Source organism: Paenibacillus antri, from assembly GCF_005765165.1.
Taxonomy (GTDB): Bacteria; Bacillota; Bacilli; order Paenibacillales; family YIM-B00363; genus Paenibacillus_AE; species Paenibacillus_AE antri.
The window spans coordinates 57,218-70,440 of record NZ_VCIW01000004.1 but is presented as its reverse complement, the minus strand read 5'-3'; the positions used below and the strand labels follow the sequence as shown (position 1 = coordinate 70,440).

The 13,223-nt window shown below is 61.5% G+C and carries 8 protein-coding genes; 3 read left to right on the top strand and 5 right to left on the bottom strand.

Features of this window, described 5'->3' with window-relative positions; translation table 11 throughout:
* Positions 1-7 precede the first annotated feature (7 nt).
* Genes FE782_RS08095 through FE782_RS08080 form a run of 5 tightly spaced genes read right to left on the bottom strand, consistent with a single transcriptional unit; the run spans position 8 to position 9,204 of the window.
* A complete protein-coding gene (locus FE782_RS08095; RefSeq protein ID WP_158299298.1) occupies positions 8-2,506 on the bottom strand; it encodes a glycoside hydrolase family 38 N-terminal domain-containing protein in 2,499 nt (832 codons plus the stop codon).
* The gene (locus tag FE782_RS32240; RefSeq protein ID WP_158299297.1) at positions 2,503-5,010 is read right to left on the bottom strand and encodes a hypothetical protein; all 2,508 of its coding nucleotides are present in this window, start codon (positions 5,008-5,010) and stop codon (positions 2,503-2,505) included. The genes FE782_RS08095 and FE782_RS32240 overlap by 4 nt, the downstream gene beginning before the upstream one ends.
* A gap of 26 nt (positions 5,011-5,036) precedes the next feature.
* Positions 5,037-6,236, bottom strand: coding sequence for a DegT/DnrJ/EryC1/StrS family aminotransferase (locus tag FE782_RS08090; RefSeq protein WP_138193576.1), 1,200 nt, complete (start codon positions 6,234-6,236; stop codon positions 5,037-5,039).
* On the bottom strand, positions 6,233-7,345 hold the full coding sequence (locus tag FE782_RS08085; RefSeq protein WP_158299296.1) for a response regulator transcription factor: 1,113 nt from the start codon (positions 7,343-7,345) through the stop codon (positions 6,233-6,235). The genes FE782_RS08090 and FE782_RS08085 overlap by 4 nt, the downstream gene beginning before the upstream one ends.
* A 38-nt stretch (positions 7,346-7,383) precedes the next feature.
* Positions 7,384-9,204, bottom strand: coding sequence for a cache domain-containing sensor histidine kinase (locus FE782_RS08080; protein ID WP_158299295.1), 1,821 nt, complete (start codon positions 9,202-9,204; stop codon positions 7,384-7,386).
* 180 nt (positions 9,205-9,384) lie between these two features.
* On the opposite strand from FE782_RS08080, the gene FE782_RS08075 reads away from it, so the two are divergent.
* The 3 genes from FE782_RS08075 to FE782_RS08065 all read left to right on the top strand — a co-directional run bounded on the left by FE782_RS08075 (position 9,385) and on the right by FE782_RS08065 (position 13,212).
* Positions 9,385-11,259, top strand: a complete 1,875-nt coding sequence (locus FE782_RS08075; RefSeq protein WP_138193573.1) for a DUF8769 domain-containing protein — start codon at positions 9,385-9,387, stop codon at positions 11,257-11,259.
* Positions 11,260-11,403: 144 nt separating this feature from the next.
* Positions 11,404-12,315, top strand: coding sequence for an ABC transporter permease (locus FE782_RS08070; protein WP_439116427.1), 912 nt, complete (start codon positions 11,404-11,406; stop codon positions 12,313-12,315).
* 39 nt (positions 12,316-12,354) lie between these two features.
* Positions 12,355-13,212 carry a carbohydrate ABC transporter permease gene (locus FE782_RS08065; RefSeq protein ID WP_238392402.1) on the top strand — a complete coding sequence of 286 codons (858 nt, stop codon included), beginning with the start codon at positions 12,355-12,357 and terminating at the stop codon, positions 13,210-13,212.
* The last annotated feature ends 11 nt before the right edge of the window (positions 13,213-13,223 follow it).

Below are 13,223 nucleotides of genomic sequence, written 5' to 3'. Positions count from 1 at the left end.
GCGCCGCTCACCACCCTTCCATGATCGTATCTTCTTCGAGCGTGTCGACCGCCTCGCGGTAACGAAGCGTCTTCGCTTCGTACGCCGACAGCTCGACGGCGTATCCGAAGTTCGCGAACGGAAGCGTCAAGGCGGTCCTGAGAGGGGTTCCCGTCGGATTATACAGTCGCACGACGTACCCTTCGCCGTCCTCCGCTCGCTTCCAGGCGCTCATGACGCTCTCGCCGTCCGTCAGCGAGGCGAGCGCCGGCGCGGGTCCGTCCCCGTCTCCCGACGGGAAGTACGACAGCGCGTACGGCTGTTCGTTGCGGGCCGCCGCTTCCCGGTCGATCGCGGCGAGACGTTCCGACGGTTCGCCCGCGGCGAACCAGAAACGAAACGTGCGCTCTCCCTGATCGATGCGGTCGGAGCGGCGGTCGTTCGGCATCGTGCGCTCGACGCCTCCGCCGGGCAGCGCCGAGTACCCCGGCGATCGCAGCAGCGACATCCGCAGCGCGCCCGCCTCGCAATCGAAGCCGTACGTGCCGTCGTTGACGCAAGTCAGCGCGGCGCGGCCGGATGCGGCCGCCACCCACTTCTGCGCCGCGACCTCCCGGCCGTCCGTCGGCAGACGCATCGTGCCGAAGGCGGTCTGCCCGAGGAACGACGCGTTCTCGCCGAACGCGGTCGGCACCGCGAGCTTCAGCATCTTGCGCGCCTCGTTCCAATGTACGGTCAGCTCGACGGCGACCTCCGTTCCTCGCTTAGGGATGGAATATCGCATAACGAGCGTCGAACGCCCGTAGCCGAACAGCGCTTCGACGATCGTGCGCACGTCGCCGTCCTCGATCACGCGAACGGCCGGCAGCGGTTCGCCGCCGAGACCCGACAGCTGCATCGCGGCGTCTCTCGACAACAGCTCGAAGGCGCCCGCCGCTTGATCGAACCGCTGCGTACAGCTGCCCCACGAATCGTCGAAGTCTTCGACGACGACGGCTCGGAAGGCGTTCGGCAGGACGATGTCGACGCCGTTCACCGCCCATCGATCGACGAATCCGGTCTCGGCGTTCACGACGAACTCCATCGCATCGTTACGGAACGCGAGAACGCCGTCCTTTTCGAGATGGGAAGGCTTCGGTTTCGCTTCCGTCCATTCCACGGTGCAGTCGAACCGGGAGAGCGCCGTCGGCGGCAGCTCGGCTTCGAAGACGACGCGCTTGCGCCACTCGATGTAGAGGCTGCTGAGCTCCTTCTCCGTCTGCGCGGAAATTCGCGTCTCTCCTTGGTGCACGACGATGTTCGCGAATCGGCCCTTGGCGGACTCCGGCAGCTGGAACTCGCAAACGACGACCGCCCGGACCGGGAACGGGTGCGGATTGTAGACGAATACCGGCACCGACCCTTCGGCCGCCTTCGCCTCTCCCTCCGCGAGCGCGAAGAAAGAGCGCGCTCGAACGCGAGAGACGATCTCGAGACCGTGCGACAGCAGCCGCAGCGTCGCCTCCTCCACCGGCTTCACCGAGGACCCCGGAAGCATGTCATGGAATTGAGAAAGCAAGAGGTCCTTCTGCGCTTCCTTCAACTCGGCCGACGGATACGCCATGCCGCGGACGAGCGCCGCGTGCGACGCCATGCGTTCGACGGCGAACAGTTCATTTTCCAATTGTCGATGCTTCTGCTTGATGCGAATTTGGGACGTATAGCAGCCTACGGCCCAAGCGTTCAAATCGCCTTCGTAGGACGGCGGCTTCTCCCCGCGCGCGCGAAGCTCGCCGAAATACGCCTCCGGCACGGAATGCACGATATCGATGTCGCCCGCGCGCTCCGCCGTCAGGGCGCTAAGCTGCTCCAGATCGACGCGGGACGGGCCGCCGCCGTGATTGCCGATGCCCCACAGCACGAGTCCCGTCTTCCGGTCGGGATGATCGGCCAGCCAGCCCTCGACTTTCGCCCGCGCCTTCCCCTTGCCGCTTAGATAGGCTTTGTAGGCGCGATGCCCGACGACGGAAGAGCCGTCGAAGCCGATCCATTCGAAATCTTCGGCCGGCAGCGGACAATCGTCTTCCGCCGGACGGCAGACGATGTACGAGTCGAAGCCCGCCTTGCTCATGACTTGGACGAGCCCCCGCGTATGTCCGAACGGATCGAAGTTGATCGCGGTCGTCGGCCGAACCCCGAATTTTTCTTGAAAATATTTCCGCCCGACCAACATTTGCCGAACGAACGATTCCCCGCTCGGCAGATTGCAATCGGGCTGCAAATACCATCCGCCCATGATATGCCACTTGCCCTCGCGGACGAGCCGGACGATGCGGGCGAACAGCTTCGGATCGTATTCCTCGATCCATTCGTACAATACGACTTCGTTATGATTGAACACGAAGCCGTCGAACGCTTCGCAGAAGTCGGCCGCGATCCGGAACGTGGACAGCGCCTCGCCCGCGCCCTCCTCGATCTCCCACAGCCAGGCCGGATCCAGATGCGCGTTGCAAATCAAATGCAGCCTCTTGTCGTCGGTACCGTTCATGTCGTTCGCTCCTCCCTTCCCAGTTCGATCGCGGCGACGGCGCCGGGTTCGAGCCGGATGGATCGAACCGTCGCTTCGCCGAGCCGAACGTCGAATTCCGCGGACTCCGTCCCGACGTTCGTCGCGAACGCCCGCCGGCCGACGACGGACACGTCCAACGCCAGCACGCCGACGTTGGCGGCGGCGAGGCGGAACCGCGCTTCGGCGAAGCCGGCGGAGCGGCCGCCGACCGCGCCGCGCCATGTGTATACGCCGCATTCCAGCCGCTGCTCGCCTTCATAGCAATATACGCCGTCGGCGCCGTCCGCCAGTCTCCTCGTTCCCGTAACCTCGCCGGAGCGCGAAGCGAACGAGGCGTAAACAAGCGTACCGCCTTCCGTCTCCAGAACGACCGCCTCCCCGCCCGTTCCGTCGAACAGCGTCGTTCGCTCCGCGGCCCGCGCGGTTTCGTCCGCGGCGGCGTTCGGCAGCGTCACGACGACGAACGGGTCGCGGGACTCGCCTCCCCGCATCGAGAACGGGCCGATATCGTTCAACACTAAGATATCTTCGACGCCCTTCCATTTCGGATAGACGTGTTTGTTGACATACCGGACGCCGCTCGTACCGAAGAGCACGTACCCGATCTGATCGTCCACGTTCACGTAGTCGACCGCGCCGAACGTTCGCTCCCGGTTCGGCTCCCCTCGGCCGTAAAATCCTTCGAACCGCTCGGCGCCGACGGACGTATGCAGCGTCCTCCATCCGGGGGCCAGCTCCGGCATCGCCGGGTAGTTCTCGTTGCGCACACCGACGAGTCCCGTCGCGGCTTCCGTCGCGACGCAATCCCGCACAGCGCGGAATCGCTCGACGTATACGGTGCTCCCGTCCGGAAGCGCCGCGAACGCGGCGTCCTGCAGCAACGCCCCGTCTCCCCGAGGGATCGCGACGACGGCGCCGAAGCCGCGATCGTCGTATCGGACGACCCGGACGTCTTCGGCCCTCCGCACGATGCTCGCGTTCGCGAGCCCCGCCGGGCCGTCGTAGCCTTCGGTCGTTACCGTGCCGGTGTAGCTCGCATAGAGCGGCGTAACGGTCCACAAGCCGTTCCGCGGCAGCGTCAGCGCCATCGCGTTGTTGCGCCAGGAGAAGCTGGCGAAGCTTCGCTCCGTCCGATAGACGATCGCGCTGCCGTACGGATACTCGTGCACGCCTTTAAGCCGCTCGATCGTATCCGTCGAGCCCGCCGGATCGGCGCCCGGCCCTCCGAACGCGTAAATCAAATACGAGGTCGCGAGATCGACCGCGGAGCCGTGCTCCAGCTCCCTCGCGAATTGCCCATGGGCGGCGTTGATGACGCATTCCTCGCCGTTCTCTTCGAGCAGGCAGCCCCGCGAATTGCTCGCCTGTATGCGTTCGATCGAGCGCAGCGCCTCCCGCGCGTATGCCGCCGCGTCTCGGTCTCCATGGACGACGTTCAACACCGTATGCGTCAGCTGACGCTCGTGCTGACGATTGTACCACCAATCCTGGCCTTGGATCGGCACCGCCAAGCCGTCGAATTGCGCCCAAGGCTTCACGGTTCGTTCGTACAGCTTTACATTGTTGCGGATCGCTTCGGCGTACGGGGCCGAACCGGTCATGAGCGACGCCGCGACGTGAAGCGCCCGCAGATTGATGCCCGCGCATAGATAGCTTGGGTGTACGAACGCGTGATTTTCCGCCGTGAAATCCGGGTGGAACGTGACGCTCTTCACGCACATGCCGTCGGTCGCGTCCACGAGACCTGCCGGGAACGCGAGACGGTCCTCGTACGTCGCGATCGTGTTGATCGCCCAATCGGCGAAGGCCCGCTCCCACGCGGCATGATGCGGATGCTCCGGAAACAGGACGACGGCGGCCGAGATCCCCGCCGCCGTCCAGGCGTTCTCCTCGCATTGCGTATCGTAATAGACGCCGTTCCGGGGCTCCTCGTCCGCCCAGCGGTCGGCGTAGGAAGCGACGACGTCTTGCACGAGCAGCTTCGTCTCGTCGTCGAGGTCGCCCCACAGCAGCAGCGCCGCCATGGCCATCGACGCGACCGAGCGCCCGTTCTGGCTCGCGAGGAAAAATCGATCGCCTCGGCCGCCCCACTTCTTGCCGCTCGTGTACGGCAGCGAACCTTCGACGCGGACGCAGTCGGCCGGACCGGTATCGTGCGTGAAGCCCATATACCGGATCGCCCGAATCGCGCGCGTCTTCACCCGTTCGCGCGGAATGCCGGTCGCCGCTTCGTCGTATGCGCCGAGCGTCGCGAGCACGGCGTACACAAGCGCGGTCGAAGCGTTGTCGGAAGCGTACCAGAAGCTCCCGCCGAAGAAGTGTCCGCTGTTCGGCCGGACGTCCCAATCCGCGTACAGCGCGTCGGCGAACGGCAGCCAGCGGCTGAGCACCCGGTGGATGCGTTGCGTCATCTCATGATCTTGCACGGCGTCCCATCGGACGGGGCGCGCGTTCCATACTTCGGTTGAAGGCGTAAACTCCATGCCGGTTGTCGTCCCCTCTCCCTTACTCAGCCGAGCGTCGCGACGACCTTCGCGACGGCGTCGCGGATGTCGTACATGTCTCGCTCCTCGGCGAGCAGCACGTTCTGGTGCAGCCACAACGCGCGTTCGGCGCTGGCCCGTTCGCTGACCGGACAAACCTGCGTCGGACCCTCGCCTCCGGTCCACTTGCGGATGTCCGCCGCGACCGCGCGATTCCGGTTCAGCGACACATAGCCTGCCGCCGCCGGGATGCCCTCGGCTTGCAGCCGCCGCAACGCTTCCGCTTTATTCGACTCGGAGGCGATTCCGTCGTCGAGGAAAAACACATACAGATGCTGCGCGTGATGCGAGACGTCCGCGGGACGTCGAACGAGCCGAATGCCTTCGATCGGCGCGAGCAGCTCGTTCAGCAGCGCGGCGTTGCGTTCGCGCCGCGCGAACTGCGGCTCGAATCGCGACAGCTGCCCGAGCGCGACGGCGGCTTGCAATTCCGTCATTCGTAAATTCCAACCGATATGCTCGTGCTGATACCAGGCGCCGCTGCGAACGCGCCCGACGTTCGTAAGCGACCAAGCGAGATCGGCGACCGCGTCGTCGTTCGTGAGCAGGATGCCGCCTTCGCCCGCGGTCACGTTCTTTCCCATCTGAAAGCTGAAGCTGCCGATGTCGCCGATCGCTCCGACCGCCAGGCCTCCGCGCTTCGCGCCGACTCCTTGCGCCGCGTCTTCGATCAGCCGCAGCCCGCGCCTCCCGGCGATCTCCCGGAGCCGTCCCATATCGGCGGGCATCCCCGCCAGATGGACGGCTACGATCGCCTTCGTCCGCGGCGTGATCGCCGCCTCCGCCTTCTCGGGATCGAGCAGCAACGTATCCGGTTCCACGTCGACGAACACCGGGATGGCGCCGAACATCAGGGCGCTGCTGGCCGTCGCGATGAACGTATACGGCGGCATGATCACTTCGTCGCCCGGCCCGACGCCGACCGCCTGCAGCGCGACCGTCAATCCGAGCGTGCCGTTCACCGTCGTGATCGCATGCTTCGCGCCGTGCATCGCGGCGAACGTCTCTTCGAGCTCTAACAACTTCACCTTCCCCGCCGTTCCGCCCCATTTGCCCGAACGGACGACCTCCAGCACATAACGCTCTTCCTCTTCGCCGTGAACCGGCCACGTCGGGAACGGCGCCGTGCGTACCGGCGTCCCGCCGTCGATCGCCAATCGATTCATTCCTCGTATCCCCTCTCGTCCATCGCTCGCGCCCCGCCTTCCCGCTTCCGGAATTCGGACGGCGTCAAGCCGGTGTACTTCCGAAACACTTTCGCGAAGTGCGCATACTCCTGATACCCGATCGCCTCCGCGATTTCCCACGTCTTCATGCCGGGAACGTCGAGCAGCGCTTTCGCGCGTTCGATGCGAAGCCGGGTCACGTATTCGATGAACGAAACGCCCATCTCCCGCTTGAACGTTCGGCTGAAGTGCCCCTGCGACATGCCCGCGGCATCCGCGGCGAGCGGAAGCGAAAGCTCGGAATTGTGGAATTGCGCCTCCAAATAAGCGACCGCGGCGCGGATGCCTTGGTGATTGCCGACTTGCCGCTCGCGTCCGAGCGCCTCGATCTTGGCGCGAAGCAGCGCATTCGTCTCTTCCCGCAAGCGAGAAGCTTCCGAACGCGTACGCGCCGCGCCGCTCTCGCCGCCGTCCGCTTCGACGGCGAGCGGCGGCCCGAGCGTTCCCGCGCCGCGTTGCCGCAGCTCGCTCGAGACGAGCGTGACGAGCGCCTGATACGCCTCCGCGGTATTCTCTCGGTCGGTCCCGCGCGCTTCGACGCGGGCCGCGTAACGTTCGAGTTGCTCCTCCGCTCCGGCATCGTCCAGGAGCCAGACGCGTTCGGCGACGATCTTCGCCGTCTCGCCGCAGAACGCGATCCATTCGCCCCGGCCGTTCGAAGCGGCGGCGTCCGCCGTCCGACGGGCGCGGACGCGATCCAGCAGCTGACGGATCGCCTCGGGCCGAACCGGCTTCAGGACATAGTCGACGACGCCGTGCAGAAGCGCTTGTCTCGCATAATCGAAGTCGTCGTATCCGGACAGGACGGCGACGTCTACGGTCCGTCCCGATGCGCGAAGACGTTCGATCAGCTCGAGACCGTTCATGATCGGCATATTCAGATCGGTGATGACCAGATCCGGCGAATGACGTTCGATTCGTTCCAACCCGTCCCGTCCGTCTTCGGCTTCGTCGATCACTTGAAACCAGTCGTCCGGGTAGCTCTCGATCAAGACGCGAAGCGTCTTCTTGACGAGCGGCTCGTCGTCGATCGTGATGACCTTATACACGTTAGAGCGCCCCCTCTCCGGTTGCCGGCGCGGCAAACCTACTGCTTCGAATAAGGAAGGCGAACCTGAATGACGGTGCCTTCCGGCCCGGAAGTTTCGATAAACAGCCCATAAGGCGTACCGTACGTAAGACGAATGCGTTGATGCACGTTCCACAGCCCGATGCGGCCGTCGCCTTCGTTCGAAGGCTCCGGATCGGCGAAATACCGATTGTACGCCTCCGCCTGTTCGGGCGGCATGCCGACGCCGCGATCCATCACGCGAAGCGTATAGGAATCGCTCCCGCGCTCGCCTTCGAAGCCGATGTAACCGAGCCGCAGCTTATGCTTTTCGTACCCGTGCTTGAAAGCGTTCTCCACGATCGGTTGCACGATGAGCCGAACGGCTTGCACGTCCTCGACCTCCGTCGCGGACGTTCGGTCGTCGACCTGCAAATACGGATAGCGCTCCGATAAAATATCGAAATACGCGCTCATATGATGCAGCTCGTTCCGCAGCGACACCCGTTCGTTCGGATCGCCGATACTGTAGCGGAACACGTCGGCAAGCGACGTCGCCATCTTGCTGATCGGCATGACGCCCTCGAGAATGGCGTACGAGTTAATGACCTCCAATGTGTTGTACAAAAAATGCGGGTTGATCTGCGACTGCAGCGCGCGCATCATCGCTTCGCGCTGCTTGATCTCCATCTCCTTCTCCCGAATCCGGGACGCGTGCACGACCTCGATGAGCATCCGAATTTCCGCTACCATCTTATTGAAGCTGCGGTTCAGTCCCCCGATTTCGTCGGTACGCTTCTCCGACGCCTTCGCCATCAAGTCCCCGTTCTCCGCCTTCTTCATCAGATGCTGCAGATGCCGGAGCGAGCGCGTCAAGGAGATGGAGAACATCGACAACGCGATCAGGACGAAGAAGACGAGCGCGGACCCCGCCCATAACGTATAATTTCGCAAATGAATCAAGTCCCCGATCAGTTCCTTCATCGGAACCTCGGACACCATCGTCCAGTTCGTTTCTTCCGAACGGGTGAACACGACGAGCCTGCGCTGCCCTTCCACCGTCTTGAGATAGACGCCCTCCTTCTCGTAGCGCGCGAAGTCGTGCAGGTAGACGGCGTCGACCGGTTGTCCCAGCATGGATTTGTCATGGTGATGGACGATCTGTCCGTTCGAATCGATCACCCATACATTGCTCTGCGGGCCGACGCTAAGGGTTTCGGCGATCCCTGCGATTCGATCCAATTGCAAGTCGATGATCAACATCCCTGTCGATCGGAACGTCTCCGGATTGACGAACTTACGTATGAGCCGCAACACCATGACATTCTCTTGGGACCCGACGTTGCTGGAAACTTGATCGATGCCTAAAATCTTGTACCGGGGTCCGACCGCGGACGCTTCCGAATGATAGATGTTCCGAAGCTCCGCCACTTCCTCGGTTCCATAGCTTGCGCGCCCGTTCACGGCTTTCACGACGATATCGTTTCGGGAGACGATCGCAAACCCGAAGACGTCGTTGCGTCCGAAAAATAAATTCGGCAAATTTTCCAACAAAGTCGTTCGCGCCGTGAAGTTGATCGGAAGGTCGGAGTCGATAAACTCCAGGATCTGCGGATGCATGACGAGCGGATACGTCGTGTTTTCCAAATCCTCGAAGTACGCCTCCAGCCGGTCGTTCACCTGAGAGACCATTTGGCGGTTGTACTCGATCGCGTTCTTCTCGATCGACTCCGTCGAAATTTCATACCATATAATCCCAAGCGTTAGAAAAGGGAAACACAAAAACACGACGATCAATACGATCAACTTCGTCTTGATGGACAGCCCCTGTACGCTCCGGATCCAAGCCACCGGCTTCACCCCGCCCCGTCCTGATGATAAAGTAGCATAATGATATTCGTTCCTCCATAGAAAAAGGGTTTTGCCCGCACGGTCGGGAAAATTAAAACAAACGTCCGCAAAATAAGCCATATTTTTCGGCGAGCGGGTTGGATATCCTTGGCTCATGATCGAAGCAACCAGAACAAAAGGAGATTTCCGATGATGACGTTCCCGGAACGGACGCAGCAAGAACGGCGCCAACAGTTCTACAACCTCTATTTATCCCGTATGTACGATGCGATCGACGAGCGCGGCGAATGGCGCGGCCGAGGGCCGACCGCCAACTTTCGCGAGAAGCTTTGGCATTGTTTGCCGCTTCTCTACGCAGGGGGCGCCGCGGCGAACCGCGCCAACGCGATCATCGAATCGCTGGAAACCCGCTACTGTCACTTCTCCCCGATGACCTCGATGCAGCTGCTTCTGAAATACGCCGATCGACTGACGGACGCGGCCGCCGCCAAGCTGCGGAAGTACGTGCTCGTCAGTCTGGACGGCGCGGCGGAACAACGCATCCGCTTCCCGATGTATAATGACAACTTCGCCGCCTTGGCGACGTTCACCTTGTTGACCGCAGGAGAAACATTTAACAAGCCGGACGCGTTCGCGGCTGGCGAAACAAAGTTAATGCAGTTAATCGACGTCTTCCGTCGCCGGGGCACCTTAATGGAATTCGGCTCTCCGACGTATACGCCGATCACGACGCATGTTTTGGCCGAGATCGTTAACCACGTTAAGGACGAACGAATCCGCGAGCTCGCCCTCCAGTGCGAGGCGCGCATGTGGGCGGAAATCGCCATCCATTATCACCCGACGACCGGCCACTTCGCGGGACCGTATTCCCGCGCGTATCTCGTCGATTCCGTCGCGCATCCTCATAACGTCCATGGCCTGCTCCACCTCGTCTTCGGCGAAGCCGTTTCATTGAAGCCGATCGAGACGTTATTTCCTGTACGGACGAAGCAAGTCGAACATATCGGCGTCGAGACGCTGATGCTGCCGAATCTCGCCTGGCTGTACAGCGGCGATTGCCACTGCCCTCCGGAGCTGGAAGCGTTGGCGCTGCGGAAGCCGCTCCCGTTCGACGCGGTCGCCACGGCGGAATGCCTGCCCGGCGAAGAAACCGCGTACGCCGGCGAAGCGGCGGAGCACCCGGCCTGGTCGGGCCCGAACACGATTCGCATGACGGCGGATTACGCGCTCGGCACGTCCGCGGGCCAATTTTACGACGGGGCGATCAGCGATTCGTTCCATGCCGTCTATCGCACGCGTCCCGACGTTCGGGACTGGACCGATACGCGCGCCGTATTCAGCCGCTATTTCTTCAACGAGCGCGAGCCGGGGCGGGAGAACGTCTACAACGGCAAGGCGAGCGGACCGGAGATGCTGCGCGACGAAGGACGTAAGTTTTCCATCCAACACCGGAATTGCGCCCTGGTCGCGTACCGCCCGAAGCCTTACGAAGCCAAGCGCGCGACGAGCATGAAGCTGTCCGTCGTATTCCCCGTCCACTTTACCGATGTCGATCAAGTATGGTTCGGCGAACGCAGAGCCTCGCTTGCCGGCGATGCCGTGGAGGCGCCCGTTCCGATCTACATCGAGGACGGCCCGGTGTATTTCGCGTTCCTCCCCCTAGCCGTAACGAACGCGGGCCGGACGTCGGCCGTCAAGCTCGAACGCTTCGAGGAGTACCTGCTGCTCTCCTTTTATAACTATGAAGGTCCGGCGCGCGCCTTCGAACCGAAAGAGGCGGCGCTCCTAACGAACGGCTTCGTCGTTCATGTCGGCAGCGCCGCCGAGCACGGAAGCTTCGAGTCGTTCCGGCGGCATGCCGCCGCGGGGTCGCTGCGCGACGAGACGACGCATCAGCTCGAAGGGTACACGAGACGGATTCGGTACGAGCATCCTGACGTGACGTTCGACTTCGCGTACAGCCCAAGGAGCGAAGGCGTTTTATACGCGTCGGTGAACGGCCGGCCGCGGCCGGAGCCTCGGTTCGAAGCGACCGGTTACGATGCCGCGCGGCTTCCGTTGTGACGGACAAGTCAAAAAACGACAAGGCGGAGCATGAATGAGCATGGAAACCGCCGCGCCCAATCGATAAGGTTATAGCATAACGACGAGGAAGGGGTTAGAACTTTGGCGCAACCGGAACTTACCGCGAACGCAGAACGACCGTCGATGGCGCCGCCGAAGAAGAAGCCGTATCTTCTCCGCCACTGGGCCATTTACTCGATGATCCTGCCCGGATTGCTGTACTTTCTGACGTTCAAGTACATCCCGCTGACCGGCAGCATCATCGCGTTTCAGGATTACAACATTTTCAAAGGCGTTTTTGGAAGCCCTTACGTCGGATGGAAGCATTTCGAAAACTTATTCACGCTTCCCGAGTTTTTCCAAGTGCTTCGAAACACGTTGTTGATTTCTCTGTATCAGCTCGCCTTCGGATTCCCGGCGCCGATTCTCCTCGCGCTCTTGCTGAACGAAGTGCGCAAGCTCGCGTTCAAGCGAATCTCGCAGACGGTGCTGTATTTGCCCCACTTCATGTCGTGGGTCATCGTCGGCGGTCTGGTTATCAACTTCTTGTCGCCGACGATCGGATTGTTCAACGACTTCCTGGAGTGGCTCGGCTTCGAGCGGATTTTCTTTATGCAGGAGCCGAAGTTCATCCGAAGCATTATCGTGACGTCAGGCATCTGGAAGGAAGTCGGCTGGAACACGATCATTTATTTAGCCGCGCTCGCCGGCATCAACCCGGAGTATTACGAGGCCGCGGAAGTCGACGGCGCCGGGAAGTTCCGGCAGGTCGTCAGTATTACGCTGCCGGCGCTGCTGCCGACGATCATGGTGCTGCTTCTGCTGCGCATCGGACATATTTTGGACCTTGGTTTCGAACAAATCTATATGCTTTTGAATCCGCTGCTGTGGGATAACGGCGAAGTGTTCGATACGTACATCTACCGCGTCGGCTTGCTCGGCGGGCAGTATAGCTACACGACGGCCATCGATATGTTTAAAGCGGTCGTCGGGTTCATCCTGCTCATGGGCGCCAATCGATTAAGCAAGAAGACGACCGGCAATTCGCTCTATTGACCCTTCGACACCCGAGAGGAGGAAAAGGTTTTGATCCGCATGCAACCGTCGCGGCGCGCGTTCGTCGTTTTCAACTATATCTTCTTAACCTTGTTAAGCTTAGCGATGCTGCTGCCGTTCCTTCATATTCTCGCCGGCTCGTTCAGCTCCGGACCGGCCATCACGCAAGGCCGCGTCTCGATCGTGCCCGTCGAGTTTACGCTCGGCAACTTCCAAGCGGTGCTCGGCGACCCGAAAATATGGCGTTCGTTCTGGGTGACGATTCTGATCACCGTCGTCGGCACGGCCGTCAACTTGACGGCGACTTCTCTCATGTCTTACGGGTTATCCAAGCACGAACTGAAAGGCCGTTCCGCGATCGTTCTGATCGTCTTGTTCACGATGATCTTCCCGGCGCCGATGATTCCGAGTTACTTGCTCGTGAAGGAGCTCGGTCTGCTCAATTCCGTATGGTCTCTCGTCGTCCCCGGCGCGATCAGCGCCTTCAATATGATCATCATGATTTCGTTCTTCCGCGGCATTCCCGAAGGGTTGACGGAGTCGGCGCGCATCGACGGCGCGGGAGAGTATTACACGCTTTGGAAAATCGTGCTCCCCTTATCGCTGCCGTCGCTAAGTACGATCGGGTTGTTCTACGCGGTAGGTCATTGGAACTCCTACGCGCAGGCGCTTATGTACATTCGAAATCAAGAGTTGTTCCCGCTTCAAGTGCTGCTAAGGCGGCTGCTCGTCGACAGCGACGAACAGATGCTCATTCGCGTAAACAACGCGGTGCAATCCGTCGAAGGCATTAAGATGGCTTCCATTATGGTCGCCACGATCCCGATCTTGCTTGTCTATCCTTTCATCCAAAAGCATTTCGTCAAAGGCGCGATGCTGGGCTCGATCAAAGGATAACAATATAAACA

What these genes read in the sequence shown, in the direction of transcription:
- FE782_RS08070 (WP_439116427.1), top strand. Translation starts at nt 11,404, where the DNA reads ATGGCGCCGCCGAAGAAGAAGCCGTATCTTCTCCGCCACTGGGCCATT.
- FE782_RS08075 (WP_138193573.1), top strand. Translation starts at nt 9,385, where the DNA reads ATGATGACGTTCCCGGAACGGACGCAGCAAGAACGGCGCCAACAGTTC.
- FE782_RS08090 (WP_138193576.1), bottom strand. Translation starts at nt 6,236, where the DNA reads ATGAATCGATTGGCGATCGACGGCGGGACGCCGGTACGCACGGCGCCG.
- FE782_RS32240 (WP_158299297.1), bottom strand. Translation starts at nt 5,010, where the DNA reads ATGGAGTTTACGCCTTCAACCGAAGTATGGAACGCGCGCCCCGTCCGA.
- FE782_RS08065 (WP_238392402.1), top strand. Translation starts at nt 12,355, where the DNA reads ATGCAACCGTCGCGGCGCGCGTTCGTCGTTTTCAACTATATCTTCTTA.
- FE782_RS08095 (WP_158299298.1), bottom strand. Translation starts at nt 2,506, where the DNA reads ATGAACGGTACCGACGACAAGAGGCTGCATTTGATTTGCAACGCGCAT.